We start from the raw sequence: 26,915 nt of genomic DNA, 5'->3' as shown, positions 1-26,915 counted from the left end.
CGGGGACGCTGGTCGCTCTCAAGACCATCCACCCTGGGCCGGCCAGGGAGCCGGCCCGGCGTGTGGCGGGGGGTCAGTCGCCCGGTAGCTGGCCCAGCGTGACGGTGACGGTCGCCGTCTTCCCGCTCGGGTGGACCACTCCGACCCGGGCCCGGTCGCCGGGCTTGAGGGTGGTGAGGACCTCCGAGAGCTGTGCCATGGTCAGCGTGTCCTTGCCGTTGATCGAGACGATCACGTCCCCGGGCCGGATCCCCGCCTTGGCCGCGCCGCCGCCGGGCTCCGCGCTGACCACGCCCACGCCGCCGGGATCGCCGTTCTCGCCGATCACCGTACTGGCCCGGATGCCCAGCGCGGCCCGGTGGCTGTTGGTGACCTTGCCCTGCTTGACGATCTGCGAGGCGATGTCCGTGACGGTGTTGCTCGGGATCGCGAACCCGATGCCCGGTGCGGCGCTGCCGCCGAGGTCGGGGTCGATGGCGGCGAGCGTCGGGATGCCGATGACCTGACCTGACAGGTCCACCAGCGCGCCGCCGCTGTTGCCCGGGTTGATCGCGGCCGAGGTCTGGATCGCGCCCGCGATCGTGGCGCCGGGCGAGCCGGGGTTCTGCGGCTCGCTGACCGTACGGCCGAGGGCCGAGACGATGCCGTTCGTCACGCTGCCCGACAGGCCCAGGGGGTTGCCCATGGCCAGGACGATCTGGCCGACCCGCAGCTTCGACGAGTCGCCGAACCTCGCGGGCCGCAGTCCGTTCGGCTTGTCCACCTTGATGACCGCCAGGTCACCGGCGCCGAACGACTTGACCAGCCTGGCCTTGAGCGCGGTGCCGCCCGCGGTGGTGACGTTCAGCTCGTTGGCCTCACCCACCACGTGGGCGTTGGTGACGATGTGCCCCGCGGTGTCGTACACGATGCCGGAGCCGAGCCCGACCTTGGTGGTGATCTGCACGATGGACGGCAGGACGTCCTTGATGACCTGCTCGTAGGCCGCCTCCAGCGGGTGCGCGGTGGGGGACGGCGTGGGGGTGGGCGTGACGGACGCCGTGGTGGTGGGGGACGGCGTCCGGGTGGCCGTGGGAGCACCGCAGCCGAGAACCAGTACGGCGGCGGCGATGCCTGCGACGATCTCCCTCATGGGAGACGACTGCCCAAATCATCCCGAAAGATACGTTTCCCTGACATTGCGCCTGCTCAGCTTGCCCGTCGGCGTACGCGGGAGGGCCTCGCGGTACTCGATCACCCGCGGATGCTTGAGCCTGGCCAGCCGGGGCGCGCAGTGGCGCAGCAGCTCCGCCGTCAGATCCGGGCCCGCCTCGACCCCGGTGGCGGGCTGGACGAGGGCGACGACCTGGTGGCCCCACTCCGGATCCGGTACGCCGATGACCGCCACGTCCGCCACCGCCGGGTGTTCGAGCAGGGCCGCCTCGATCTCGGCGGGATAGATGTTGACGCCGCCCGAGATGATCAGGTCCGTCCGCCGGTCCAGCAGGAACAGGTAGCCCTCCGCGTCCAGGCAGCCGATGTCGCCAGGGGTGTACGCGCCCTCGCGCATGGTCGCCGCCGTCTTGTCCGGGTCGCCGTGGTACTCGAACCGGTTGATCCCGCTGATGTAGACGAGCCCCGGCGAGCCCGGCCCCACCTCCGTGCCGTCCTCCCCGACGATCGTGAACCTCATCCCGTCCAGCGCCCGCCCGACCGTGCCCGGCCTGGCCAGCCACTCCTTGGAGGACACCATGGTCGCCACGGCCGCCTCCGTGGAGCCGTAGTACTCCCACAACACCGGGCCCAGCCAGTCGATCATCGCCTGCTTGGTGGCCGGCGGGCACGGCGCGGCCCCGTGGTAGAGGTGGGTCAGGGACGACAGGTCGTACGACTCCCGATCCGGCACCGCCAGCAGCCGGTGGAACATCGTGGGCACCATGAACGCGTTCGTCACCCGGTGCCGCTCGATCAACCGCAGCGTCTCGGCGGGCTCGAACCGCTCGGGCGCCACGATCGAGTGCCCGAGCTGCAGCGCCATCATGGCCTGCCCGTACGGCGCCGAGTGGTAGAGCTGCGAGCACACCAGGTGCACCCCGCCCTGCGGCAACCCGAAGTGCCGCCAGCTCTTGCGCATCAGGATCGGGTACAGCTCCTCGGGCGTCAGGTCCAGCAGTCGGCGCCGCACCCCCTTGGGGCGGCCCGTGGTGCCCGAGGTGTAGAGCATCATCGACCCGGCCCGCCGGAGCTCGGGCGCGTCCGTGGATCGTCCCGAGACCAGCTCGCCGACCGTCAGCGCATCGGGCGAGACCACCACCTCGGCTCCGCAGTCGGTCACGATGTAGTCGATCTCGTCGGCCGTGAAGTGCCAGTTGACGGGGACCAGGTAGGACCCGATCTGGTACGTGGCGAGCATCATGGTCAGCGCGTCGAGCCCGTTCTTCAGCACGGTGACCACGCAGTCGCCGGGACGCACCCCGCGCGAGGTCAGGCCGTTGGAGGCCTGGTTGACGCGGGCCAGCAACGCGCCGTAGGTCGTGCCCTCGGCGCCGAGGAGGGCAGGGCGTTCCGGGTCGTCGGCCGCGATCTCGTAGAAACCCCTCATGTTCGGAGACCTTACAGAATTAGATTCTGCAGGGGGAATAGCGGAATTATCCGCCGCTCAGGTGACGTAACCTCAAGGCCATGGCGGACGTCGGCGACCAGAAACCTTCCTTTGATGCATCAGCCACCACCCCGTTCCCGAAGGTTGTTCTGCCCGCCGAGGAGACCATAAAGATCTCCAAGCCCCCCGCCCCGGGGCCGTCCATGCCGATACGCCCCCCGGAGCAGGCCCCGAGCCCGACTCCACAACCCAAGCCGCAGCAGGCTCCGGCCAAGGCCCCGCAGCCCAAGCCGCAGAAGACCCCGACCGAGGCCGCGCAGCCCAAGCCGCAGCCGAAGGTGGAGCAGGAGTCGCCGCAGGAGTCGTCACAGGCTCCGGGTCCGGCTCCTGCGGCGCAGGCCGCTACCCAGCCCACGGTGCAGCCGCCGCAGCTTCCCCCGCCGCCCGCTCAGCACCCCAGCCAGTCGCCCGCTCAGCACCCGAGTCAGTCGCCGGCTCAGCAGGGGGGCCAGCCGCCCGCTCAGCAGGCGAGCCAGCCTCCCGCTCGGCCTATGGGCCAGCCGCCCGCTCAGCCGCCTGCTCAGCATCCCGGTCAGCCGCCTGCTCAGCTCCCGGGCCAGCACCCCGGTCAGCTCCCGGGCCAGCACCCCGGTCAGCCGCCCGGTCAGCACCCGGGTCAGCCGCCCGTTCAGCACCTGGGCCCGCCTCCGGTGCAGTATCCGGGGCGGCCCGCCGAGCGGCTGCCGGAGTCGTTGCCGCCCAAGCCGCCGCGGGGCATCGGTGACATTCCGATCAGGGTCGTCTACCTGGTCGGCGCCATCATCGGCACCGTCGCGGCGGTGGCGCTGATCTTCATCCTGTTCTCCGGCGACGTGCCCACCAACAGGCAGGCCGAGCCGGTCGTCCCGGTCGCCCCCGTGCCGACGAGCGCCGTCCCCACGGCCTCGCCCACGCCGACGGTCACCGAGACCCCGATCGTGCTGCCGCCGGTGCCCGCGAGCAAGGCGTACGCCACCCTGTCCGGCACGGCGTCCGCCGTCACCGGCCTGATCACCGACAAGACGAACGGGATCAGCTACCCCCGGCTGGCCGCGCCGTGGAAGGCCAGGTCGTACCCGCCGTTCACGATCGCGCAGCGCATCGGCGAGGTGAAGATGCCGTTCACGGTGATCGGCTCGGCGATGTACCCCGGGGAGTCGCCCGCCAAGAAGCCCTCCTCCGACGCCGACTACCGGAAGATCGCCACCGAGGCCGTGCGCTGGACGATCAGCACCCAGTACCCCAAGGGCGCCACGATCTCCTGGACCGCCTCGCGGAAGCTCCCCCTGGGCAAGGGCTGGACGCTCGGCTACAAGGTCACCTACCTCGTGGACGGCAAGAAGCAGACCGCCCAGGCCATGCTGTCGGTCGTCGAGGTGGGCAAGACCAAGCCGGCCATGCTGCTGGCCTCCATCCCTGAGGCGAACAAGGCGCGCTGGCGCGACCTGAACACCCTGGCGCAGCAGGTTCGGCCGCTCTAGGGGTGGGTCAGAAGTATCCTCTAGAATATGATTCTGGGCATGGACTCAGACCTGGCTGGAGGATGAGCAGATGGCGATCGGGTTGAGCGAGGAGCACGAGGCACTCCGCGATTCGGTGAGTGGCTGGGCCGAGCGGAACATTCCTGCCGAGTTGCTGCGCGCCGAGGTGGAGGGGCGCCCGCCGTTCTGGCCGGGCCTCGCCGAGCAGGGGCTGCTCGGCCTGCACCTGCCCGAGGACTCCGGCGGGTCGGGCTATGGCCTGCTGGAGACCGCCGTGGCCATCGAGGCGCTGGCCGAGCGGGTGGCGCCGGGGCCGTACGTGCCGACCGTGCTGGCCAGCGCGGTGATCCACGCCTCCAAGCGGCACGAGCTGCTCGAAGGGCTCGCCGACGGCACGCTGACCGGCGCCGTCGCGCTGCCCGGCGCCCTGACCGGCACGTTGACCGGCACCCGCGCCGACGACGGCTCCCTGGTCGTCTCCGGCACGGTCGAGCCGGTGCTCGGCGGTTCGCAGGCCGACGTGCTGGTGCTGCCCGTGACCACGGCCGAGGGCGAGGAGTGGATCGCGCTCGACGCCTCCGCCGCCACGGTCACGCACGTCAGGTCTCTCGACCTGACCAGGCCGGTGGCCAAGGTCGAGCTGGCCGAGGTCACCGTGCCCGCCGAGCGGGTGCTGGACGGCGTGGAGAGCGCCGACGTGCGCCAGCTGGCCGCGATCGTGCTCGGCGCCGAGGCGGTGGGCCTGGCCTCGTGGTGCGTCACCGCCGCCGCCGACTACGCCAAGGTACGCGTCCAGTTCGGCCGCCCGATCGGCCAGTTCCAGGGCATCAAGCACAAGCTCTCCCGCATGCTCGTCGCCCTGGAGCAGGCCAGGGCCACGGTGTGGGACGCCATCAGGGCCGCGGAGCGGCGATCAGGGCCTGACCCGGCGACCGGGGAGCCGGTCGGCGGGAACGCGGCACAGGAGCCGGCGTTCGCCGCGGCCATCGCCGGGGTGATGGCCCCCGATGCCGCGGTCCAGTGCGCGAAGGACGCCATCCAGACGTTCGGCGGCATCGGCTACACCTTCGAGCACGACGTGCACCTCTACTACCGCCGCGCCCTCACCCTGCGCGCCCTGCTCGGCTCGGCGACCGGTTGGGCGGCCGAGGTGACGGAGCTGGCCCTGCGGGGCGTGTCCCGCTCGATGGAGATCGACCTGCCGGAGGACGCCGAGGAGCTGCGCGAGTCCATCCGCGCCGAGATCGCGGAGATCGCCCGGCTGGAGGGCCAGGAGCAGAAGCGGGCGCTGGCCGAGCGCGGCTTCGTCATGCCGCACCTGCCGAGGCCGTGGGGCCGCGACGCCAGGCCGCTGGAGCAGGTGCTGATCGCCCAGGAGCTCAAGGCCGCCAAGGTACGCCTGCCCGCGATGATCATCGGCGCCTGGGTGGTGCCGTCCGTCGCCGCCTACGGCACCCCCGAGCAGCAGGAGCGTTTCCTGCCCAGGACGCTGAGCGGCGAGCTGATCTGGTGCCAGCTCTTCTCCGAGCCCGGCGCCGGATCCGACCTGGCCTCGCTGCAGATGAAGGCGGAGCGGGTCGAGGGCGGCTGGAAGCTCAACGGCCAGAAGATCTGGACCTCCGTCGCCCACGTCGCCGAGTGGGGCATCTGCATCGCCCGCAACTCCAGCGAGGGCTCCAAGCACGAGGGCATCACCTACTTCCTGGTCGACATGAAGGCCCCGGGCGTCACGGTCCGGCCGCTGACCGAGATGACCGGCGAGAACCTGTTCAACGAGGTCTTCCTCGACGACGTCTTCGTCCCCGACGACCTGGTCGTGGGGGAGGTCGGCGCGGGCTGGAAGGTGGCCCGCAACACACTGTCCAACGAGCGCGTCTCGCTGTCGTCCGGCTCGGGCGGCACCGGCGCCTCCGTGACCGACCTGCTCGGCCTGATCGGCCGGCTGGGGCGGGAGCTCACGCCGGCCGAAGCCGAGCACGTCGCCCGGGTCGTGTGCGAGGGCCACTCGATCAACGCGCTGTCGCTGCGGGTCACGCTCAAGCAGCTCGCCGGGTCCGAGCCGGGCGCGGACGCCTCCGTACGCAAGCTGCTGTCCACCTCCCACGCCCAGCACGTCTCGGAGACCGCCGTGGACCTGCTCGGCCCGGCGGCGGTGGTGGCCGCCGACATGAAGCTCGGCGACGCGGGCTACTGGAACCGGGCGGTGCTCGCCACCCGGGCCATGACGATCTACGGCGGCACCACCGAGGTCCAGCTCAACATCATCGGCGAGCGCATGCTGGGCCTGCCCAGGGACCCCGAACCGGGCAAGTGACCGGAGCCGCCTATCCCTCCACGGGCTGTGGGGGGACGGCGGCGCCCGTGTCGTCGGGGACGGGCACGCCGATCCTGACCTCGCCGACGCACGCGCCGGGGCCGGCCGCGCTGATGGCCAGGTGGTCGCCCTCGCCGCCGATCGTGGCGAACGTCCGGCCCAGGTCCCGGCCGGCCGTCACCTCCGCGCGGCCGAGGCCAAGGCGTACCGACAGGGTGGTCTCGGCCGCGTTCAGGTAGGAGATCTGCACCGTCCAGTCGCCGCCCCGGAGCGGGGCCGGCAGCGGGAAGCGGACCTCGTTCCCGCCGACGGGCACGCAGGAGGCGCCCTGCGGGATCGTCAGGCCGCGCAGCGCCACCGGGCGCAGGCGGCCCCGCTCGTCGAACGTCAGCGGGTCCCGCACCGGCCCCGCGAGCCGCCAGACCCACGTGACCGGGCGCGGCGCGGGCACGCTCAGGACGCTGGAGTGCAGGGCGTACTCGTGGAAGAAGGCGGGGGCGGCGACCGCGGGCGGCACGTACGTGTCGAGCACCACCGTGCCCTCGGGCACCTGGGCGAGCGCCCGTTCGGCGGTCAGGACGTAGCTCCTGGCGGTCCGGCCGAGCGGCCGGTCCGCGTAGGCGGCCACCGACCAGACCGAGCCCGCCGTGACCACGGCCGCCAGCGGCACCCAGGCCCACCGCAGCCGGGCCGGCGGCCGGGACCGTCGGGACCAGGGCCGTTCCTCCCCGTCCAGCGGGATGAACGCCAGGCCGACCACCACGGCCAGCACCATGGCCGTGGCCGCGAGGTAGCGCAGCTCGTACCCGAGCACGCCCGGTCCGAGCAGCTCGATCCGCCCCAGCAGCACCGGCACCACGTCCGCGAGCAGGAAATAGCCGAGCAGCACCAGCCACGCCAGCCAGGCCCGCCGCCGGTAGAGCACCGAGACCCCCACCACGACCGCCGCCACGCCGAGGGCGATCCAGGCCGCCGGCTCCGGCGTGGCGGCCATGGCGTAGTCGTCCCCGATCGGCCGCCACTCCCACGGCCCTCCGAGCGCGGTAGGGACGAGCGCCCGCGTGGCCAGGATCCAGGCGAACTCGCCCGCCACCCCGGCCGAGGGCAGCCGCGGCGTCTGCGTCGAGTCGTTGAGCTGCACCGAGCCGTAGAGCCCGGTGAAGAACACCCACGAGTACGCGGCCAGAATGCCCGCGTAGAGCGCCCACGCCGGCCACAGCCGCCGCCGTGCCGGCCTGAGCCAGCCGACTGTGATCACGAACAGCAGCACGGGGACGAACGCCGCCTTGACGAAGAACAGCAGCCCGAACCCGATCCACCCGCACGCGGCGAGCAGGTGACGGACTCGCCCGTCGCGGGCGTACAGCACGTGGGACGACAGCGCCATCGGCAGGGCGAGCTGCAGCGGCAGCGTCTCCAGCACCGCCGCCCACCACGACAGGGACGGGATCGTCATGGGCGTCACCAGGTAGAGGCCCAGCGGCACCAGGATCGCCGGCCGCGCCCCGAACAGCAGCCAGAGCAGCCGCAGCAGCGCCAGGCTCGCCCCCGCCTGGAGCGCGATCGTCAGCGTGTGGGCGAGCGCCTCGTTGTAGCCGCCGAGCCGGGCCATCGCCCACGAGATGCCGAACCCGCCGGGCAGCAGGTGCCCGACGTCCACCCACATGAGGTAGTCCCAGGTGAAGCCGCTCCGCAGGCCGCGGATGAGGTAGTGGAAGTCGTCCTGGCGGAAGTACGTCTGCCTGACCAGCTCGTACTTCCAGACCAGTTGCACGGCCACCATCGCCAGGCCCGCGGCGAGCACCGCGTCGCCCGCGCGTAACCGCTGACGGATCGCCGCTGCTGTCACCATCACCCCGTGCCTCCCGGCGCGAGACTAACCATGAACGTTTTGCGGGGGAATGGCCGTGCCCCGGTTGTGATGTCATAGCGGGATGCCGCCCACGGCCCCGAACACGGCCGAACCAGCCGGGATGCCGCACACCGCCCAGAACACGGCCCCGAATGCGGACACGAGGGCCCGGCTCGCCGCCGCCCTCCTCGGTCTCGCGCTCGGCTGCCTGGCCCTCGGGCCGGCTCTGGGGCCGGGGTTCACGCTGCTGCAGGACATGGTCTTCGTGCCGGATCCGGCCTTCTCACGGTTCACGTTCGGGCTGGCGGGCGGGGCCGCGCGGGTCGTGCCCAGCGACGCCGTGGTGACCGCGCTGGCGCAGGTGCTGCCCGCCGAGCTGGTGCAGAAGCTGATCCTGCTGGCGATCTTCGTGCTGGGGTGCACGGGGGCCGCTCTGCTGCTGCCGTCGCGGTCGATGGGGCCGCGGCTGGTGGCGGGGGCGTTCTATGTGTGGAATCCGTACGTGGCCGAGCGGCTGCTGATGGGGCAGTGGGCGCTGCTGCTCGGGTACGCGGGACTGCCCTGGGTGGTGCGGGCCGTGTGGTCCGGGCGGCGGGTGGCGGCGGCGGTGCTGCCCGCGGCGGTGAGCGGGTTCGCGGCGATGACGGTGACCGCGATCACGGCGCTGCCGGTGGTGGCGGCGCGCCGACGTTTTGCGGTGCGGGTGGTGGCGGTGCTGGTGGGGTTCAGCCTGCCCTGGCTGGTGGTGACCGCGCTGCGGCCTCGGGGCATCGCGGGCGACCCCGTCGGGGTGGACGCGTTCGCCGCCCGTGCCGACACGCCGTTCGGGGCGGTGGGGAGCCTGCTGTCGCTGGGCGGGATCTGGAACGCGCACGCGGTCCCCACGGGGTACGAGACCGTGGCAGGGGCCGTGGCCCGTCTCGTGCTGACGCTCGTCGGGGCCGGCTTCTTCCTGCGGGGCGGGTTGCCGTACAGGCGAGGGCTGGGGGTGGCGGCGGCCGTCGGGGTGGGGGTCGCGTGCGTGGGGGTGAGCGAGCCCGGCAGGCAGGCGTTCCGGGGGGCGGTGGAGGTGTGGGGCGGGTTCGCGGTGTTCCGGGACGCCCAGCAGTTCGTCGCGCCGCTGGCGCTGGTGGTGGCGCTGGGGCTGGGGCTGCTGGCCGAGCGGGTCGCCCATGACCGGGTCTGGGTGGGCGCGCTGGCGCTGGTGCCCGTGGCCGTGCTGCCGACCCTGGCCTGGGGCGCGTTCGGCAGGCTCGGGGCCGTGCCCTATCCCGCGAGCTGGACGGCCGCCCGCGAGGTCATCAGGGCGGATCGGGCCCCGGGGGACGTGCTGGTGCTGCCGTTCGAGTCCTACCGGCAGTTCGCGTGGAACGGCGGGCGCGCGGTGCTGGACCCCGCGCAGCGCTTCTTCGCCGTGCCGGGGCGGCGGGTGGTCTCCAACGACGTCGTACGGGTCGGGAACCTGGTGGTGGCGAGCGAGGACCCGCGCGCCCAAGCGGTAGAACGCGTACTAGAAGGATCTTCACCCGACCTGCCCGCCGCGGGATTTCGCTACGTGTTGGTGGACGCGGGGACAGCCGAGGAACGGCAGAGGTTCGGTGGCTGGCTCGGCCGGGCGAAGGTCCTGGTCGACGCGGATGACCTGCGGTTGTACCGATTTGACGGGCCGGTCGCGCCGGTCCCGGCCGAGCAGGCCCGCTGATCAGCGGGTTTGGGAGGAATTTCGGCGAGCTACTTCCGAGTAGCAGAAATTGGTTCTAGGTTGGGGTCGCCCCGGACATTGCCCGCTCAAGGAGGAACCCCCCGTGTTCAAGATCCTCTTAGCAGCGCTCATCGGTGTCGCCGTGGCGGCCCTCGTGGCCACGGTCACCACGGTCTCCCTCACCGGCGCCACCGCCACGCCGGTCAACCAGCCGCTCTACAACTACGGCGAGCGGTAACCCGAAGCGCCATGCCGCCCTCTCCGCAAGGCGACGGGGGGACGAGCCGGCCACCACTGCTTGAGATAGTCGTCCCCGCTCGCAACGAGGAGGGACGGCTTCCCGGGGGGCTCCTGGAGTTGTGCGCGAAGCTTGCCCGCATGCCGTTCCCGACGGCGGTCATCGTCGTCGACAACAACAGCACCGACCGCACGGCCGAGATCGTCAGGGCCTGGCCGCGCGGCCCCGTACCGGTCCGCCTCGTCCCCTGTGAGACTCCCGGGAAGGGCGCCGCCGTACGCGCCGGGCTGCTCGGCACCAGCGCGCCCTTCGTCGGCTTCTGCGACGCCGACATGGCCACCGACCTCGACGCCGTGGACCTGGCGCTGGGGCTGCTGCTGTCCGGCGAGCGGGTGGTGATCGGCTCCAGGGCGCACACCGGATCCCACGTGCAGAACCGCCACAGCAAGGTCCGCGAGCTGGGCGCCTACGGGTTCCGCGCGCTCGCCGGCGCGCTCGTGCACGGGGTCAGTGACACCCAGTGCGGCTTCAAGTTCTTCGACGGGGTGCTCGCCCGCGAGGTCGCCGTCCTGCTGCGCACCCCCGGCTTTGCCTTCGACGTCGAACTGCTCGCGCGCTGCGTCGAGCGGGGCTCGGCGGTGCGCGAGATCCCCGTGCGCTGGCGCGACATGCCCGGCTCCCGTTTCTCCCCGGCCCGGCACACGCTCGGCATCGTGCTGGAGCTGGGCCGGATCTGGGTACGGCTGCGCGCCCAGCCGCGGGCCGCAGCGCGCCCGGCCTGGGAACCGCCGCTCGACCCCGTCGGATATCCGTGAAGATCGCTGTCGTCAACTGGCGTGACCCCTGGCATCCGCGGGCGGGTGGCGCGGAGACGTTCGCCTGGGAGCTGGCCCGCCGCTTCGCGCGGTCGGGCCACCAGGTGTGGTTCGTCACCGCGCGGGCGCCGGGGCAACGCCGGCGCGAGACCGTCGAGGGGGTACGCCTGGCGCGGATGGGCGGCGTGTTCACCGTCTATCCCCTCGTCCTGGGCTGGCTGCTGGGCCGGCGCGGGCGCTTCGACGTGGTGCTCGACTGCCAGAACGGGATCCCGTTCTTCACCCCCTGGGTGGTGCGGCGGCGTACCAGGGTGTTCTGCGTCGTGCACCACGTGCACGACCGGCAGTTCGGCGTGCACATGCCGGGGTGGCTGGCGGCGGTCGGGCGGTTCCTGGAGGGGCCGGTTTCCCGGTGGAGCTACCGGCGGCACGAGAGCGTGGCCGTCTCGCCGTCCACGGCACGGGCCATGCGGGAGCGGCTGGGCTGGCGGGGGCCGGTGCACGTCGTACACAACGGGGTGAGCGTCGTCCGGCCTGCCGGCATCGCGCGAAGCCGGGAGCCGCGGCTGGTCTGCGTGGGCCGGCTCGTCGCGCACAAGCGGGTGCACCTGCTTCTGGAGGCCGTGCCCGAGCTGCGGCGGCGCTGGCCGGGGCTGACCGTGGACGTCATCGGGCGGGGGCCGGAGGAGGCCGCCCTGCGGGCCCGGCTGCCCGAGGGGGTCACCCTGCACGGCTACCTGCCGGAGGAGGACAAGGCCCGGCTGGTGGGCCGGGCGTGGGTGCACGTGAGCACCTCGCAGGGGGAGGGCTGGGGGCTGAGCGTGCTGGAGGCGGCCGCGCTGGGGGTGCCGACGGTGGCGTACGACGTGGACGGGCTCCGGGACGCGGTACGGCACGGCGAGACGGGCTGGTTGCTGGCCGAGGGCACGGACCTGGCCAAGGGAATCGCCACCGCGCTCGACGAAGTGGATCATTCCTATACCGTGAAATGTCGGGAATGGGCGGAGCGTTTCTCCTGGGACCGCAGCGCTGAACGCCTGACCGCCCTGATGCTCGGCCATCCCGTCGAGTCCGGCCGGGAGACCCTGTGACCCGCATCCCGCCGCACGACCGCCTGGTCGCCGGCCGGCCCCTCCACGACGAGCCACAGCCCGCGCCCCCCGGAGAGCCGCAGTCCTTGCGGCCCGGGACGGAGCCCACTCCTCTCAAGGGAGAGGAGCCCCCGCGATCCCGGGTGGGGGAACGGGCCGGGCGGTGGTCGTGGCTGTTGATCTGCTGCCTCGGCTTCGCCGTGCTGGCGTTCACCACCAGGCCGGGCAACCTCATCTCCGACACCAAGATGGACCTCGCGCTCAACCCCGTCGGCTGGCTGGAGCGCGCCGCCCACCTGTGGGACCTGCAACACTTCGGCCAGCTGCAGAACCAGGTCGCCGGCTACGTCTTCCCGATGGGCCCGTTCTTCGTCCTGGGAGACCTGGCCGGCGTCGAGCCGTGGGTGACGCAGCGGCTCTGGCTGACACTGCTGATGTGCGTGGCCTTCCTCGGCGTGGAGCGGCTGGGCGGGCAACTGCGCATCGGCACGCCGGGGACCAGGCTCGTGGCGGCGCTGGCGTACGCGCTGGCTCCGCGCACGCTGTCCATCCTGGGCGAGATCTCCATCGAGTGGCTGCCCGCCGCGATGCTGCCGTGGATCCTGATCCCGCTGCTCACCGCCTCGGAGACCGGCCAGCGGGCCCGCGCGGCCGTCAGGTCGGCCCTGGCGGTGGCGCTGTGCGGCGGCGTCAACGCGGTCGCCGTGCTGGCCGTGCTCGTCGCCCCCGTGCTCTACATCCTCACCAGGCCGCGCCCGGTGCCGCGCTGGCGCCTGCTCGCCTGGTGGTCGGCCGCCGTCTCGGTCGCCACCCTGTTCTGGTGGCTGCCGCTGCTGCTCGTGGGCCGCTACGCGTTCTCGTTCCTGCCGTACACCGAGACCGCCGGGACCACCACCCAGGTCACCTCGCTCACGAACGTGCTGCGCGGCGCCTCCGACTGGGTGCGCTACCTGCCGCTCAACGGGGTCTTCGAGCAGCCGCCCGGGTTCACGATCGCGACCTCGGCGACCATGATCGTGGTCACCGGCGGGCTCGCCGCGCTCGGCCTGGCCGGGCTGGCCCGGCGCGACCTGCCCGCCAGGGGGTTCGTGGTGGCGCTGTTCCTGGTCGGCGTGGCTGCGCTGGTCGCCGGGCACGCGAGCGCGCTGGAGCCGATCGTGGCCGAGCCGGTGCGCCTGCTGCTCGACGGCCCGCTCGCACCGCTGCGCAACCTGCGCAAATTCGACCCCCTGGTACGCCTCGCGCTCGTCTTCGGCCTGGCCCACCTGCTGGCCGGCCTGCCCGCCCGGGCCCGGCTGCCGCTGCGTACCGTGTCGGCCGTGGCGTTCGCGGCGCTGGTGCTGCCGGTGTTCAACCAGGGCCTGGCCGCGCCCGGCGACTTCAGGCAGGTGCCGGCCCACTGGCGGGAGGCGGCGGCCTGGCTGGACCGCAACGCCGGCGACGACGGCGTGCTGGTCGTGCCGGGCGCCAAGTTCGGCGAGTACGTCTGGGGCCGCCCCATGGATGAGCCGCTGCAGGCGCTGACCACCGCCCGCTGGACCACCAGGCAGATCACGCCGCCGGGCTCGGTCGGCCTGAGCAGGCTGCTGGACGCCATCGACCAGCGGCTGACCTCGGGCCGCGGCTCGGCCGGGGTGACGGCCGTGCTGCGCCGGATGGGCGTGCGCTACCTGCTCGTCAGGAACGACCTCATCAGGCAGAACCTCCAGGGCGCCTGGCCGTCGCGGATCTACGAGGCCCTGCGCGAGTCGCCGGGCGTCACGAAGGTCCGCTCGTTCGGCGAGCCCGTGGGGGACAGGGAGACCGACGACGCGGTGGACTCGGTGGACGCGCCGTTCCCCGCGCTCGACCTCTACGAGGTGGGCGGCAGCGAGGACCTCATCTCCGTGCGGCCGGTGGCCGACGCGCTGGCCGTGCGCGGCGGGCCCGACTCGTTGCTCGCGATGGGCGACCTCGGCCTGCTCGGCGACGGGCCGGTCCTGGTGAACGGCGACGCGGGCACGCGCGAGGTGCCGACCGTGGTCAGCGACGCGCTGCGGTTGCGCGAGCGCTCGTTCGGCGAGATCAGGTCGAACCGGTCGCCCACGTTGACGGCCGACAGGAAGGCGGACTTCGCCGGAGTCGGCGAATTGGACCTGCTGGAGGAGGGCTGGCTGGACGACACCGCCACCGCCGAGTACCACGGCATCGCCGGGATCAGCGCCTCCTCCTCGGCCGCGGACCCGTACGCGATCGCCGGGATCAGCAGCCCGGGGCGCGGCCCGTGGGCGGCCATGGACGGCAACGTCGAGACCGGGTGGGAAAGCGGCGGCGCCCGGCCGCCGCGCGGCGAGTGGCTGCGGGTGGACCTGCCGCGGCCGATGCGGGTCCCGGGGCTGGATGTCATGTTCGCCCCCGACCTGCTGCTCGGCCAGGCGGTCAGGACGGTGGCGGTGGAGACCGAGGCGGGCAGCCTGGTCCAGGACGTCCGGCGGACCACGCAGGCGCAGCGGTTGCGGGTGCCCGCCGGGCCCACCGGCTGGGTGCGGATCAAGGTGGTCGCGACCACGTCGGAGGCGTGGAGCTACGGGCAGCGGGTCGGCATCGTGGAGCTGGCCGTCCCCGGAGTGCTGCCCGGCCGTACGATCCGGCTGCCCGGCACGGGCGGCGACGTGTTCGTCATGGACCGGGGGCAGGACGGGCGGCCCGCCTGCATGCGCAATATGACCCGGTGGGTCTGCAACGAGCCGGTCCTGGCCGAGCGGGGCGAGGAGACCGGGTTCGACCGGACCTTCAGCGTGGAGTCGCCCGCGACCGTGGACGTACGAGGGTCGGCCGTGCTGCGGGATCCCGAGCTGATCGACCGCTTCACCCGCATCCGTACGGACCTGACCAGCGTGACGGGGTCGTCCCAGATCACCGAGGACGCGGTGGTGTCGCCCAGGTCGGCCTTCGACGGGGACGCCGGCACCACCTGGATCCCCGATCCCGAGGACGCCCAGCCCACGCTCACGCTCGGCTGGAAGGGCAAACGCACGATCTCCCGCCTCCAGCTCGGCCGGCCCGGCGGCGACAAGCAGCCGCTCGACGTGGTGCTGACCGGCGACGGCGGCGCGGTGCGGGCGGGCCGGGTCTCGCCCACCGGGACGCTGACCTTCAAGGCGCTCACCACGTCCACCCTCAAGCTGCGCTTCTCGCCGTTCTCGCGGCGGTTGCAGGTGACCGAGCTGGTGGTGCCGGGACTCGACCCGGTCGGCCGGCCCGCCGACGTGCCGCTGCGGCTCGGCTGCGGGCTCGGGCCGAGGATCGAGGTGAACGGCAGGGTGATCCCGACCAAGGTCACCGGCACCCATGCCGACCTGCTGGAACAGCGGCCGGTGCGGATCACCGGCTGCTCGCGGGTGCGGCTCGCCGTGGGGGACAACCGGGTGCGGGTGGCGGGCTGGGACGCGTACGGGATCGAGGACCTGGTGGTCGGGTCGCTGCCCGACGAGCCGCCCGGCGTCGCGGGCGGGGTGGTGCAGGCCGCCTGGACGCAGTCGGTGCGCGAGGTCAGGGTGAGCGCGCCGAAGGACGCCTTCCTCGTGGTCAACGAGAACTACAACGCCGGCTGGCGGGCCCGCGCCGAGGGCAAGACGCTGCGGCCGGTGCGGATCGACGGCTGGAAGCAGGGCTGGGAGCTGCCCGCGGGCACCTCGGGGACCGTGCGGCTGGAATACGTGCCCGACCGCGCCTACTGGCTGGCGCTCGTGCTGGGGCTGGCCGGGATCGCGCTGCTCGCCCTGATCGCCGTGGTCCTGCGCGGCCCGCGGCCGGAGCACGTGCGCGAGACCGCGGCCGCCTCGGCCACGCGGATGTCCCGCTGGCGGGCGCCGTACGCCGTGGTGCTCGGGCTGGCGTTCGGCGGCTGGGTGGCGAGCTGGCCGGGCATGCTCGCCGTGCTCGCCGCCGTACTGGTGACCCTGCTGTTCCGGGCCCGCGGGCTGCCCGCGCACTGGCTCGCTGCCGCCGCGTTCGCCGTGGCCACGCTGTGCCTGGCGGCGGGCACGGAGCTGCGGAACTACGGGCTCGGCCTGGCGCCGCTCATGGACCAGGCGCCGCAGCTGGCCGCCTGCGCGGCCGTGGGCGTGCTGTTCGGCCAGCTCGTCACGGCGCAGCCGCGACCGGCGCGGGCGCCGGAGCTGCCGGCGGCGGAGCAGGTGCTGACCGGTGTGCGCTGAGCCTGAGCGCAGGCAGCTCGATCAGGTGGTGGGTGCCCACGCTCAGCAGGGTCGTCACCACGAGCGACACCACCGCCACGCTGGTGAAGTCCCCGGCGAACGGCTGGGCGCCGGTGAGCTTGAGCTGCAAGGTGATCACCGGCGCGTGCCACAGGAAGAAGCTGTAGGAGATCCGCCCCAGGTAGGCGGTCACCGGGTTGCCGACCACCCGGTGCCTGAGCGAGTCCGGCCGCGCCGCCAGCGCGAACGGCGCCACCACCAGCACCGCGACCGCCGCCTCCAGGCTGACGCGCAGCAACGACTGCGACAGGGTCGGCAACTCCAGCGTGCGCGGCCCGGCCCAGCCGGTGCTCAGCACCGCGTAGAGCAGCAGGGCCAGCACCAGCAGCTGCGGCGCCAGCGCGTCGATCACCCGGCTGTGCCCGAGCCACACCGACAGCACCGCCATCGCCATGCCACAGGCGAAGAACACCAGATGGTACGGCAGCCAGAGCGCGAGCTGCGGCAGGCCGAGGACCCGCGCCACGACGACGGTGGCCACCGAGACCACCGGCAGCACCGCGATCCCCGCCAGCAGCCGGAGCGGCCGGCCGCCGCCGGAGCCCGCCCGCGCCCACCGGTGCAGCGCCCAGGCGAGCACCGGCAGCAGCACGTAGAAGGACATCTCGACCGGCAACGTCCACATCTGGTAGAGCCCGTCCGGTGGCGGGTCGTCCGGGAAGTAGTTCTGGGCCAGCAGCATCCACTTGGCCCACCCGGTCCAGTCGAACGGGCTCCACGCCCACAGCGCCAGCCCGGTCACGAGCCAGTAGGCCGGCATCACCCGCAGCACCCTGCGCCACAGGTAACCCAGGGGCCGCGGGCGTGGCCCGCCTTCGAGGACCGCACGCGCCCAGGGGCGGTAGAGCAGCAGGCCCGACAGGACGAAGAAGACCGGTACGGCGATGCCGAGGCGGCTCATCATCCAGGCGTACATGCCCTCCCGATACATGACACCTGTATTGCTCCCGACGTGCAGCAGCCAGACGCCGAGAGCGGCGAAGGCGCGGATGCCGTCGAGGGCGGCGTCCCTGCTCCTCATGCCTGCTTCCACTTTCGCTTTCCCCGCTTCCGACGCTGGGCCGGAACTACGATAGAACTTGTTTCTATCGATTTGGTTGCGGTGCGAGGGCGGCGGATGACGGGCCTGACCCCCTGTCATACTTTGGTGCCCGACGTCGGCACCGGCGACAACACGTTTCACAAATGCGGAGGCCTCGATGGGTCGCATCTCGACGCTGGTCCTCATCGGGTTCGGTGCTTTCTTCGTCGCCCTGGCCCCCCTGCTGAAATTCTGGGCCGCCGGGCAGATCGTCTCCGCTCCCGCCAACCAGTTCGGCATCTCGCGGCTGGAGGCCAAGGGCGCTCAATACTTCTCCCTCCAGGACCTGAAGGTCCTCACCGGTGACCTCGACATCATCGTCACCACGCGCGGCGACGTGAAGGAGGCCAGCGCCGACCGGGTGGTCTGGGACGAGGCCACCGTGGTCAACGACGTGACGAACTCGCGCCCGCTGGTCGACGTCACCGAGCGGCGCAGCGCCTTCAACCGGTACTCGGGCCTCGGCGTCAACTGCTGCGGCGCCAGCATCCAGAAGGCGCCGGTCACGCTGGAGGGGCAGATCTACAAGTTCCCGTTCGACGTGGAGAAGAAGACGTACAAGGTGTTCAACGCCACGGCGCACAAGGCGTTCGACGCCACGTTCGTCCGCGAGGACACCGTCAACGGCCTGCCCGTCTACGTCTTCGAGCAGGACGTGCCGCCGACCAAGACCGACACCCGCACCGCGCCCGCCAACGTGCTGGGCATCACCGGCACCACCGGTGACGTGCAGGTGGACCGCTGGTACGACGGCAAGACGACGTTCTGGGTGGAGCCCGTCACCGGCTCCCCGGTGCGGCAGGAGGTGCAGCGCCACGAGGTGCTGAAGACCCAGGACGGCGTCGAGCGCTCGGCGGCCTTCGTCGGCACCGCCAAGATGACCGAGCAGACCGTCAACGAGCTGGTGGCGAAGGCGGAGGACGGCAAGAACCAGATCAACCTGCTGCGCAACACCATCCCGCTGGCGCTGGTCGCCGTGGGCGTCGTCCTCGTGCTCGCCGGGATCGTGCTGGGCCGGCGCCGCCCGGTCAGGTAGCCCACCGGCATTCCGCCGGGAGTGGTCCTCCGCATACAAGGGCCCGCGAATTCCGCGGGCCTTTCTTTATGACGTCGGGAGACCTGACTAGAACGAGTTATCAAGTCCCGGAACCGACGAAAGGTTCTAGTCTAGAACGCGTTGCAGTTCGGTGTTCCGCGGACGTATTGTCGGGCCATGCGGACACGTGTCACTGACATGTTCGGAATCGAGCTCCCGATCTTCGCGTTCAGCCACTGCCGCGACGTGGTGGCCGCCGTCAGCCGCGCGGGCGGCATGGGGGTGCTCGGGGCGCTCTACTTCACACCGGAAGAGCTCGAGATGGAGCTCAAGTGGATCGACGAGCACGTGGACGGCCGGCCGTACGGGGTGGACGTCGTCATGCCGGCCTCGTACGAGGGAGCGGACTTCGCGCCGGAGGAGTTGGTCGGCCGCCTGCAGACGATGATCCCCGAGGGGCACCGCGCGTTCGTCGACGACCTGCTGGCCCGGCACGGGGTGCCGGAGCTCACCGCGGATGCCGAGCCCGGCCGGGTGCTGCTCGGCTGGACGGACGCCACGGCCCGGCCGCAGGTGGAGGTCGCGCTGCGGCACCCCATCGCCCTGCTGGCCAACGCCCTCGGCCCGCCGCCCGCCGACGTGGTGAAGCTCGCCCACGAGCGGGGGGTCAAGGTGGCGGCCCTGGCCTCCACCCCGCGCCACGCGCTCAAGCAGGTGGAGGTGGGCGTGGACGTGGTGGTCGCGCAGGGCACGGAGGCGGGCGGCCACACCGGGGAGATCTCGACCATGGTCCTGATCCCGCAGGTGGTGGATGCCGTGGACGTGCCGGTGCTGGCCGCGGGCGGCATCGGCAACGGCCGGCAGATGGCCGCGGGCATGGCCCTCGGCGCGGAGGGCGTCTGGACCGGCTCCCTCTGGCTCACCGTCGAGGAGGCCGACACCCCCGAGATGGCCAGGCGCCGCATCCTGGAGGCCACCTCCCGGGACACCGTGCGCTCGCGGAGCTGGACGGGCAAGCCCGCCCGGCTGCTCAGGAACGAGTGGACGGATGCCTGGGAGTCGGAGGAGTCGCCGGGGACGCTGCCGATGCCGCTGCAGTTCATGCTGGTGTCGGGCGCGCTGCGGCGGATCGGCCGTTCGGACGCCTCGGAGCTGGCCACGTTCCCCGCCGGGCAGATCATCGGGATCACCAACCAGGTCCGCTCGACCAAGGACGTGGTGTTCGGCCTGGTGGAGGAGTTCGGCGAGGCCCTCGACCGGCTGGGCCGCCTCACCCGCGACTGACATGTCAGTGGCCGAGATAGGTCGGCGGGCGCTTCTCGCGGAAGGCCCGGGTGCCCTCCTTGGCGTCCTCGGAGCCGATCACCGGCCAGCCGAGCTCGTCCGACACCTTCAGCGCCGCCGGCTCCGGCAGGCCCAGCGTGTCGCGGTAGGTGCGCAGGATCGCCTGCACCGCCAGCGGCCCCGACGCCGCGACGTCGCCGGCCAGTTCCCTGGCCGACGCCAGCGCCTGCCCGTCCGGGACGACCCGGTTGACCAGGCCCATCCGGAGCGCCTCCGCCGCCGTGATCGCGCGGCCGGTGAGGAGCAGGTCCATGGCGTGGCAGTAGGGGATCTGGCGGGGCAGGCGCACGGCGCTGCCGCCCATCGGGAACAGCGCGCGCTTGGCCTCGAACAGGCCCAGCGTCGCCGACTCGGCCACCACCCGCAGATCGGTCCCCACCAGTAGCTCCGTACCGCCGGCCACCGCGTAGCCCTCGACCGCGCAGATGATCGGCTTGGTCGGCGGGTCCTCGCGCAGCAGGCCCTTCCAGTGCATGTTGGCGATCCTCGCGGCCCTGGCCTGCACCTCCGGGTCCGTAGAGGGCTGTCCCATGGCCTTCAGGTCCGCGCCCGAGCAGAACGTGCCGGCCGCGCCGGTCAGGATCGCCACCCGGATCCCGGGCTCCTCGGACGCGTACGCCCACGCCGAGGCCAGGCCGACCAGCATGTCCGAGGAGAGCGCGTTGCGGGCCTCCGGCCGGTTCATGGTGACGATCAGGACGTGGTCGTCGCGCTCGACCCGGCAGTGGGGGGTGCTGATCGGCAGGAGTTCCACGGATGCCTCCGACGTGGCTTAATCAAGCGCTTGCTCCACACTTCGGCCCCAGGATACGCTCCCAGCATCAAACGAGAACAGGTTCCTGTTTGCTCGCGCCGGAGGAGTTCGGATGGGCACACTCGGTTTCTGGAGGCTCGCGCAGGCGGATCCCGAGTGGATCGCGGCCGTGGATCCCGACGGCACCGAGCACCGCGCGGGCGACCTGCTGGCCCGCTCGAACCGCCTCGTGCACGGCCTGCGCGAGCTCGGGCTGCGGCCCGGCGACGGCATCTGCGGCCTGGTCCCTAACGGCGCCGACGGCCTGGTCCTCTACCTGGCCGCACTGCAGGCCGGCTGGTACTACACCCCGGTCAACTGGCACCTGACCGGCCCCGAGATCGCCTACATCGTCTCCGACAGCGAGGCCAAGGCGTTCTTCGTGCACCCCCGACACGCCGTGGAGGGCGCGCGGGGCGCCGAGGCCATCGAGCCGCACCGGCGCTTCCTGCTGCCCGGCGGGCAGGACGCGGTGCCGGGGTTCCGGCCGGTGAGCGACCTGACCGACGGGCAGCCGGACACCGCTCCCGCCGACCGTACCGCCGGGGCCGCCATGCACTACACCTCGGGCACCACCGGCCGCCCCAAAGGGGTCAGACGCCGCCTGAACGGCCTGGACCCGGACGAGTCCGCCGAGCTGATGACGGGCCTGCTCCGCCTGTTCGGCATCACGCCGGGACGGCCGAACACCCACCTGGTCACCTCCCCGAGCTACCACACCGCCGTGACGCAGTTCGGCGGCAGCGCCCTGCACCTGGGCCACACGCTCGTCTACATGGACAGGTGGGACGCCGAGGAGATGCTCCGGCTCTGCGAGCGCCACCGGGTCACCAACTCCCACATGGTCCCGACCCACTTCAAGCGCCTGCTGGCGCTGCCGGAGCAGACCCGCGGCCGGTACGACCTGTCCTCGCTGGCCTGGATGATCCACGCCGCGGCCCCCTGTCCCGTCCCGGTCAAATGGGCGATGTTCGAGTGGTGGGGCGACTGCGTGTACGAGTACTACGCGGCCACCGAGGGCGGTGGCACCCTGGCCACGCCCGAGGGCTGGAAGTCGCACCCCGGCACGGTCGGCACGGCCTGGCCGTTCAGCGAGCTGCTCATCGTGGACGAGTCCGGCGAACCCGTACCGACCGGCACCCCCGGGACCATCTACATGAAGATGCTGGGCGTCCCGTTCGAGTACAAGGGCGACCCGGAGAAGACCGCCGCGAACCGCCTCAAGGACTACTTCACCGTCGGGGACATCGGATACCTGGACAAGGACGGCTTCCTCTACCTCTGCGACCGCAAGGCCGACCTGATCATCTCCGGCGGCGCCAACATCTACCCGGCCGAGATCGAGAACGAGCTCGTGGTCCACCCGAAGGTGGCGGATGTGGCCGTGTTCGGGATCCCGGACGAGGAGTGGGGCGAGCAGATCAAGGCCGTGGTCGAGCCCGCGGCCGGGGTCGAGCCCTCGCCCGAACTGGCCGCGGAGCTGCTGGCGTCCCTGGAGGGCCGGCTGGCCCGGATGAAGTGGCCGAAGAGCATCGACTTCATCGCGGAGATGCCCCGCGAGCCCAACGGCAAGCTGCTCAAACGCAAACTGCGCGACCCGTACTGGGAGGGACACGACCGTGCCATCTGATCCGCTGGTCGCCCAGCACGTCCTGGAGTTCCCCGGCGGTTACACCCGTACCACCGGGCCGGTGATCGGGCGGTTCCTGAGCGAGTTGCGCGCCCGCCGCATCGTCGGAGTCCGTACGGCGGAGGGCAAGGTGCTGGTGCCGCCCCTGGAGTACGACCCCGCGACCGGCGAGCCGGTCACCGGCGAGTACGTCGAGGTCGGCCCGGCGGGCACGGTCACCGCGTGGGCCTGGGTGGACCACCCGCTCGACGGCCACCCGCTCGACCGGCCGTTCGCGTGGGCGCTCATCAAGCTCGACGGCGCGGACACCGCGCTGGCGCACGCCGTGGACGGCGCCGACCCCAAGACGCTGCGCGCGGGCGCCCGGGTCTGGCCTGTCTGGCGGGACCGGCCCACCGGCGACATCACCGACCTCGCGCACTTCGTGCCCGAGGTCACGCGGATCGTGTCCAACGTGCGCGCCGAGTACCGCCTCCAGGCGGGCGGCGCGCTGCGCGTCTTCCTGGAGGGCATCGAGCGCGGTGTCTTCCTCGGCGGCCGGTGCGGGAGCTGCGCCAAGGTGTACGTGCCCTACCGGCTGTCGTGCCCCCAATGCGGCACCGGCATCACGGAGACGCTCGAACTGCCCGACACCGGGACGGTCACCACGTTCGCCATCAACAACCTGCCGGATCCGCGGGCCCCGGAGGTGCCGTTCGTGTCGGCGTACATCTTGCTCGACAACGCTGACATCCCCATCATCGCCCTGGTCGGGGATGTACCCGCACATCAGGTGCGCCAGGGCATGCGGGTCAGGGCGGTCTGGGTCCCGGAGAGCGAGCGCACGGCGTCCATGGCGAACATCCGCTGGTTCGCCCCCACCGGCGAGCCAGATGTGGAGCTGACATGAGAGACGTCGCGGTCGTCGCGTTCGCCCAGACCCGGCACACCGGCCAGGACACCGGGCTGACCGAGTCCGAGCTGATCCAGCCGGTGATCGAGGAGGCCAAGGAGCGCAGCGGGCTGAAACGGTTCGGCTTCACCTGCTCGGGGAGCTGCGACTACCTGGCGGGCGCCCCGTTCTCGTTCGTGTCGGCCCTGGACGCGCTGGGCGCCTGGCCGCCCATCTCGGAGAGCCACGTGGAGATGGACGGGGCCTGGGCGCTGTACGAGGCCTGGGTGCGCCTCCAGCACGGCGACATCGACTCGGCCCTGGTCTACGGCTTCGGCAAGTCGTCGCTCGGTGACCTGGACCGGATCATGACGCTCCAGCTCGACCCGTACTATCTGGCGCCGCTCGGGCTCGACCGGCTCTCCTGCGCCGCGCTCCAGGCGAACGCCGTGGGAGCCGACAGGAAGGAGCTGACCGAGATCGTCAGGCGCAGCCGGGCGGACGGCCGGCGTAACCCGTACGCGCTGGACCTGCCCGACCCGGAGGACGGTGAGGAACCCTTCGCGGTGCGGCCGCTGTCGCGCGGCGAGGTGCCGCCGATCACGGACGGCGCGGCGGCGATCGTGCTCGCGGCCGGCGACCTGGCCGGCCGCATCCATGCCCGGCCCGCCTACATCAGGGGCATCGCGCACCGCATCGAGCCGCACTACCTGGGCATGCGCGACCTGACCCGGTCGCCCTCCGCGGCCGACGCCGCCCGGGCCGCGGGGGTCGGCAAGAGTCCCGTCGAGGTGGCAGAACTGCACGCCCAGTTCCCGCACGAGGAGATCATCCTGCGCGCGGCGCTCGAACTGCCCGGCGACACCGTGATCAACCCCTCCGGCGGCCCGCTGGCGGCCAATCCGGTCATGGCCACGGGCCTCATCCGGATCGGCGAGGCGGCGCGGCGCATCCATGACGGCGACGCCCGGCGCACGGTCGCGCACGCCGCCGGCGGCCCCTGCCTGCAGCACAACCTCGTGACAGTCCTGGAGGCGTGACATGGGAAACCCTTGTGCGGTGATCGGGGTGGGGCAGACGCACTACAGGACCAGCCGCCGGGACGTGTCCATCGCCGGGCTGGTGCGCGAGGCGGCGCTGCGGGCGCTGGCGGACGCGGGGCTGACGTTCAAGGACATCGACGCCGTGGTGGTCGGCAAGGCGCCCGACCTGTTCGAGGGCGTGATGATGCCGGAGTCGTACCTGGCGGACGCGCTCGGCGCGGCGGGCAAGCCGATGATGCGGGTGCACACGGCCGGCAGCGTCGGCGGCTCCACGGCGCTGGTCGGCGCCTCGCTGGTGCAGGGCGGGGTGCACGACCGGGTGCTGGTGGTGGCCTTCGAGAAGCAGTCGGAGTCCAACGCCACCTGGGCGCTGTCCACCCACCTGCCGTTCAGCGCGTCGCTGGTGGTGGGCGCGGGCGGCTACTTCGCGCCGCACATCCGCGAGTACATGCGCAGATCCGGCGCCCCCGGCCACGTTGGAACGCTCGTCGCCGTCAAGGACCGGCTGAACGCCCTGAAGAACCCCTACGCGCACCTCAAGATCCCCGGCATCGACCGGCGGATGGTGGAGTCCACGCCGATGTTGTGGGAGCCGATCCGCTACCTGGAGACGTGCCCGTCCAGTGACGGCGCCTGCGCGATGGTGCTGGCCTCGGAGTCCGCCGTCACTGGAACGCCCGCCTGGGTGCACGGCACGGCCATGCGCTCGGAGCCGATCACCCGGGCCGACCGTGACACGGTCAGCCCGCAGGCGGGCAAGGACTGCGCCGCCGACGTCTACCGGCAGGCCGGGATCACCGACCCGCGGCGGCAGATCGACGTGGCCGAGGTGTACGTGCCGTTCTCCTGGTACGAGCCGATGTGGCTGGAGAACCTGGGATTCGCGGCGGAAGGGGAGGGGTGGAAGCTCACCGAGTCCGGGGCCACGGCACTGGACGGCGACATACCGTGGAACGCCTCCGGCGGGGTGCTGTCCAGCAACCCGATCGGAGCCTCGGGGCTGATCAGGTTCGCCGAGGCCGCGCAGCAGGTGCGCGGGATGGCGGGCGAGCACCAGGTGGACGGCGCCCGTACGGCGCTCGGTCACGCCTATGGCGGGGGATCCCAGTTCTTCGCGATGTGGATCGTCGGACGGGAGAGACTCTAGATGGAGTTCAACCACGCTGACCTGTTCGAAGGGCTCGCGGACACGATCGGGGACAGGACGGCCGTCGTCTGCGGCCCCGACCGGCGCACCTACGCCGAGCTGGAGGCCGAGTCCAACCGGCTCGCCCACTACCTCATGGACCTCGGCGTCCAGCCCGGCCAGCACGTCGGGCTGCACCTCTACAACGGCGTCGAGTACGTCGCCGGGTTGCTGGCCACCCTGAAGATCAGGGCCGTGCCGATCAACGTCAACTACCGGTACGTCGCCGCCGAGCTGCTCTACCTCTACCGGGACTCCGACATCAGGGCGCTGATCTACGACGTGGAGTTCGACGCCCGGGTGGCCGCCGCGGCCGTCGAGTCGCCGCTCCTCGATCACCTGATCTCGGTGGGCGGGCCGTCGGTGATCCGCTCGGCGGTGCCGTACGCGACGGCCCTGGAGCGGGGCCGGCCGGAACGGGACTTCCCGCCGCGCTCGGGCCAGGACGTGTACATCATCTACACCGGCGGCACCACCGGCCTGCCCAAGGGCGCGATGTGGCACGTCGAGGACCTGTTCATGGGCTTCGGCGGCGGCAACCCGTACGGCGAGCCGCGCGCCACGCCGCAGGAGGTGATCGACGAGGCGGTCAAGGCCGACCCGATGGTCATGATGGCCGCCCCGCCCCTGATGCACGGGGCCGCGCAGATGGCCACGTTCATCGCGTGGTGGATGGGCTCGGCCATCGTGTACGTACGCAAGTTCGACCCCGCCGAGGTGTGGCGGGCGGTCGAGCGGGAGCGGGTGTTCACCATGAACATCACCGGCGACGCCATGGCCCGGCCGCTGGCCGAGGAGCTGGCGGGCGGCGGCTACGACGTCTCCTCGCTGTTCGTGGTCAGCTCGACCGGGGCGATCCTGTCCGGCGCCGTCCGCGACCGCCTCCAGGAGCTGTTACCGAACGTCATGATCCTGGACAACTTCGGCTCCACCGAGTCCGGCTACACGGCCTCCGGCGTGGCCGGGTCGTCCCCCGAGAAGGGGCTGCGCTACCAGCCGAACTCCGTGGTCAAACTGGCCGTGCTGGACGATTCGAACCGGCCGGTCGAGCCCGGTTCCGGGCAGCTCGGCACGGTCGCGAGGTCGGGGCGGGTGGCGTTCGGCTACTACAACGACCCGGAGAAGACCGCCCGTACCTTCGTCACGGACGAGGCGGGCACGCGGTGGCTGCTCACCGGCGACCTGGCGACGGTCGATCACGACGGGACCGTGAACGTGTTCGGCCGGGGATCGCAGTGCATCAACACCGGCGGGGAGAAGGTGTTCCCCGAGGAGGTGGAGGCGGTGCTCAAGGGGCATCCGGCGGTGTTCGACGCGGTGGTGACCGGGGTGCCGGACGAGCGGTGGGGGAACCGGGTGGCCGCCGTGGTGGAGCCGCGCCAGGGGATCGAGGTGACGGTCGCCGAGCTGGACGAGCACTGCCGGAAGCTGCTGTCGGGCTACAAGGTGCCGCGTACGTACGCGTTCGTGGCGCAGATGGTGCGCTCGCCCGCCGGCAAGGCGGACTACCGCTGGGCCAGGGAGACGGTGGAGGCCGCCGGCCCGTGAGTCCGGGCTGT

20 protein-coding genes are annotated in these 26,915 nt (G+C 72.2%); 14 read left to right on the top strand and 6 right to left on the bottom strand.

Annotation, left to right across the window (positions count from 1 at the left end; genetic code table 11):
- Nucleotides 1-73 precede the first annotated feature (73 nt).
- From BLS95_RS07050 to BLS95_RS07040, 3 genes are all read right to left on the bottom strand, one after another.
- Entirely contained in the window at nt 74-1,132 is a 1,059-nt protein-coding gene (locus BLS95_RS07050) for a S1C family serine protease (protein WP_090930071.1), read from the bottom strand.
- Nucleotides 1,133-1,150: 18 nt separating this feature from the next.
- A complete protein-coding gene (locus BLS95_RS07045) occupies nt 1,151-2,581 on the bottom strand; it encodes an AMP-binding protein (RefSeq protein ID WP_090930070.1) in 1,431 nt (476 codons plus the stop codon).
- Between the two features lie 365 nt (nt 2,582-2,946).
- Nucleotides 2,947-3,276 carry a hypothetical protein gene (locus BLS95_RS07040; protein WP_090930069.1) on the bottom strand — a complete coding sequence of 110 codons (330 nt, stop codon included), beginning with the start codon at nt 3,274-3,276 and terminating at the stop codon, nt 2,947-2,949.
- A gap of 15 nt (nt 3,277-3,291) precedes the next feature.
- On the opposite strand from BLS95_RS07040, the gene BLS95_RS07035 reads away from it, so the two are divergent.
- Both BLS95_RS07035 and BLS95_RS07030 read left to right on the top strand, forming a co-directional pair.
- Nucleotides 3,292-4,101: a hypothetical protein gene (locus tag BLS95_RS07035; protein WP_090930068.1), complete on the top strand. Its 810-nt coding sequence runs from the start codon at nt 3,292-3,294 to the stop codon at nt 4,099-4,101.
- 70 nt (nt 4,102-4,171) lie between these two features.
- A complete protein-coding gene (locus BLS95_RS07030; RefSeq protein WP_090930067.1) occupies nt 4,172-6,415 on the top strand; it encodes an acyl-CoA dehydrogenase family protein in 2,244 nt (747 codons plus the stop codon).
- 10 nt (nt 6,416-6,425) lie between these two features.
- Here the strand turns inward: BLS95_RS07030 and BLS95_RS07025 are convergent, their stop codons facing one another.
- On the bottom strand, nt 6,426-8,270 hold the full coding sequence (locus BLS95_RS07025; protein ID WP_143043612.1) for a thioesterase domain-containing protein: 1,845 nt from the start codon (nt 8,268-8,270) through the stop codon (nt 6,426-6,428).
- A 79-nt stretch (nt 8,271-8,349) separates the two neighbouring features.
- On the opposite strand from BLS95_RS07025, the gene BLS95_RS07020 reads away from it, so the two are divergent.
- The 5 genes from BLS95_RS07020 (at nt 8,350) to BLS95_RS07005 (ending at nt 16,312) form a co-directional block, all read left to right on the top strand.
- Nucleotides 8,350-9,969: an MmpA family trehalose lipid delivery protein gene (locus tag BLS95_RS07020; protein WP_090930065.1), complete on the top strand. Its 1,620-nt coding sequence runs from the start codon at nt 8,350-8,352 to the stop codon at nt 9,967-9,969.
- 103 nt (nt 9,970-10,072) lie between these two features.
- The gene (locus BLS95_RS58915) at nt 10,073-10,207 is read left to right on the top strand and encodes a hypothetical protein (protein ID WP_281249956.1); all 135 of its coding nucleotides are present in this window, start codon (nt 10,073-10,075) and stop codon (nt 10,205-10,207) included.
- An 11-nt stretch (nt 10,208-10,218) separates the two neighbouring features.
- Nucleotides 10,219-11,022 (top strand): glycosyltransferase, encoded by an 804-nt coding sequence (locus BLS95_RS07015; RefSeq protein WP_090930064.1) that lies wholly within the window; start codon nt 10,219-10,221, stop codon nt 11,020-11,022.
- Nucleotides 11,019-12,113: a glycosyltransferase family 4 protein gene (locus BLS95_RS07010; protein WP_090930063.1), complete on the top strand. Its 1,095-nt coding sequence runs from the start codon at nt 11,019-11,021 to the stop codon at nt 12,111-12,113. Before BLS95_RS07015 ends, BLS95_RS07010 begins: the two co-directional genes overlap by 4 nt.
- The gene (locus tag BLS95_RS07005; RefSeq protein ID WP_090930062.1) at nt 12,110-16,312 is read left to right on the top strand and encodes an alpha-(1->3)-arabinofuranosyltransferase domain-containing protein; all 4,203 of its coding nucleotides are present in this window, start codon (nt 12,110-12,112) and stop codon (nt 16,310-16,312) included. Before BLS95_RS07010 ends, BLS95_RS07005 begins: the two co-directional genes overlap by 4 nt.
- Here BLS95_RS07005 and BLS95_RS07000 read toward each other — a convergent pair.
- Nucleotides 16,239-17,393, bottom strand: a complete 1,155-nt coding sequence (locus BLS95_RS07000) for an acyltransferase family protein (protein WP_176993061.1) — start codon at nt 17,391-17,393, stop codon at nt 16,239-16,241. The two genes, BLS95_RS07005 and BLS95_RS07000, sit on opposite strands and share 74 nt — an antisense overlap.
- Nucleotides 17,394-17,571: 178 nt before the next feature.
- Here BLS95_RS07000 and pgfA point away from each other — a divergent pair, with 178 nt between their 5' ends.
- Complete coding sequence (gene pgfA / locus BLS95_RS06995) at nt 17,572-18,489, top strand: cell envelope lipid trafficking protein PgfA (protein WP_090930060.1); 918 nt, start codon at nt 17,572-17,574, stop codon at nt 18,487-18,489.
- Nucleotides 18,490-18,666: 177 nt separating this feature from the next.
- Nucleotides 18,667-19,773, top strand: coding sequence for an NAD(P)H-dependent flavin oxidoreductase (locus BLS95_RS06990; RefSeq protein ID WP_090930059.1), 1,107 nt, complete (start codon nt 18,667-18,669; stop codon nt 19,771-19,773).
- 4 nt (nt 19,774-19,777) lie between these two features.
- Here BLS95_RS06990 and BLS95_RS06985 read toward each other — a convergent pair whose 3' ends face one another.
- Nucleotides 19,778-20,587, bottom strand: coding sequence for a crotonase/enoyl-CoA hydratase family protein (locus BLS95_RS06985; protein ID WP_090930058.1), 810 nt, complete (start codon nt 20,585-20,587; stop codon nt 19,778-19,780).
- A 112-nt stretch (nt 20,588-20,699) separates the two neighbouring features.
- Here BLS95_RS06985 and BLS95_RS06980 point away from each other — a divergent pair, with 112 nt between their 5' ends.
- The 5 genes from BLS95_RS06980 to BLS95_RS06960 are packed head-to-tail and all read left to right on the top strand — an operon-like array spanning nt 20,700 to nt 26,904.
- Nucleotides 20,700-22,256: an acyl-CoA synthetase gene (locus BLS95_RS06980; RefSeq protein ID WP_090930057.1), complete on the top strand. Its 1,557-nt coding sequence runs from the start codon at nt 20,700-20,702 to the stop codon at nt 22,254-22,256.
- Nucleotides 22,246-23,145, top strand: a complete 900-nt coding sequence (locus BLS95_RS06975; RefSeq protein ID WP_245764895.1) for a Zn-ribbon domain-containing OB-fold protein — start codon at nt 22,246-22,248, stop codon at nt 23,143-23,145. Before BLS95_RS06980 ends, BLS95_RS06975 begins: the two co-directional genes overlap by 11 nt.
- On the top strand, nt 23,142-24,167 hold the full coding sequence (locus BLS95_RS06970; protein ID WP_090930056.1) for a thiolase domain-containing protein: 1,026 nt from the start codon (nt 23,142-23,144) through the stop codon (nt 24,165-24,167). Before BLS95_RS06975 ends, BLS95_RS06970 begins: the two co-directional genes overlap by 4 nt.
- A 1-nt stretch (nt 24,168) precedes the next feature.
- The gene (locus tag BLS95_RS06965) at nt 24,169-25,317 is read left to right on the top strand and encodes a thiolase domain-containing protein (RefSeq protein WP_090930055.1); all 1,149 of its coding nucleotides are present in this window, start codon (nt 24,169-24,171) and stop codon (nt 25,315-25,317) included.
- Complete coding sequence (locus BLS95_RS06960) at nt 25,318-26,904, top strand: acyl-CoA synthetase (RefSeq protein ID WP_090930054.1); 1,587 nt, start codon at nt 25,318-25,320, stop codon at nt 26,902-26,904. It begins immediately after the preceding gene.
- Nucleotides 26,905-26,915 lie beyond the last annotated feature (11 nt).

It is taken from the genome of Nonomuraea jiangxiensis (assembly GCF_900099965.1).
Lineage (GTDB): Bacteria > Actinomycetota > Actinomycetes > Streptosporangiales > Streptosporangiaceae > Nonomuraea > Nonomuraea jiangxiensis.
The sequence above is the reverse complement of the archived record's forward strand: the minus strand, read 5'-3'. Positions and strand labels throughout refer to the sequence as shown.

Coding starts and splice junctions, on each gene's coding strand:
- BLS95_RS07050 (WP_090930071.1), bottom strand. CDS start 1,132: ATGAGGGAGATCGTCGCAGGCATCGCCGCCGCCGTACTGGTTCTCGGC.
- BLS95_RS07015 (WP_090930064.1), top strand. CDS start 10,219: ATGCCGCCCTCTCCGCAAGGCGACGGGGGGACGAGCCGGCCACCACTG.
- BLS95_RS06970 (WP_090930056.1), top strand. CDS start 23,142: ATGAGAGACGTCGCGGTCGTCGCGTTCGCCCAGACCCGGCACACCGGC.
- BLS95_RS06960 (WP_090930054.1), top strand. CDS start 25,318: ATGGAGTTCAACCACGCTGACCTGTTCGAAGGGCTCGCGGACACGATC.
- BLS95_RS06965 (WP_090930055.1), top strand. CDS start 24,169: ATGGGAAACCCTTGTGCGGTGATCGGGGTGGGGCAGACGCACTACAGG.
- BLS95_RS07030 (WP_090930067.1), top strand. CDS start 4,172: ATGGCGATCGGGTTGAGCGAGGAGCACGAGGCACTCCGCGATTCGGTG.
- pgfA (WP_090930060.1), top strand. CDS start 17,572: ATGGGTCGCATCTCGACGCTGGTCCTCATCGGGTTCGGTGCTTTCTTC.
- BLS95_RS07000 (WP_176993061.1), bottom strand. CDS start 17,393: ATGAGGAGCAGGGACGCCGCCCTCGACGGCATCCGCGCCTTCGCCGCT.
- BLS95_RS07045 (WP_090930070.1), bottom strand. CDS start 2,581: ATGAGGGGTTTCTACGAGATCGCGGCCGACGACCCGGAACGCCCTGCC.
- BLS95_RS06980 (WP_090930057.1), top strand. CDS start 20,700: ATGGGCACACTCGGTTTCTGGAGGCTCGCGCAGGCGGATCCCGAGTGG.
- BLS95_RS06990 (WP_090930059.1), top strand. CDS start 18,667: ATGCGGACACGTGTCACTGACATGTTCGGAATCGAGCTCCCGATCTTC.
- BLS95_RS07020 (WP_090930065.1), top strand. CDS start 8,350: ATGCCGCCCACGGCCCCGAACACGGCCGAACCAGCCGGGATGCCGCAC.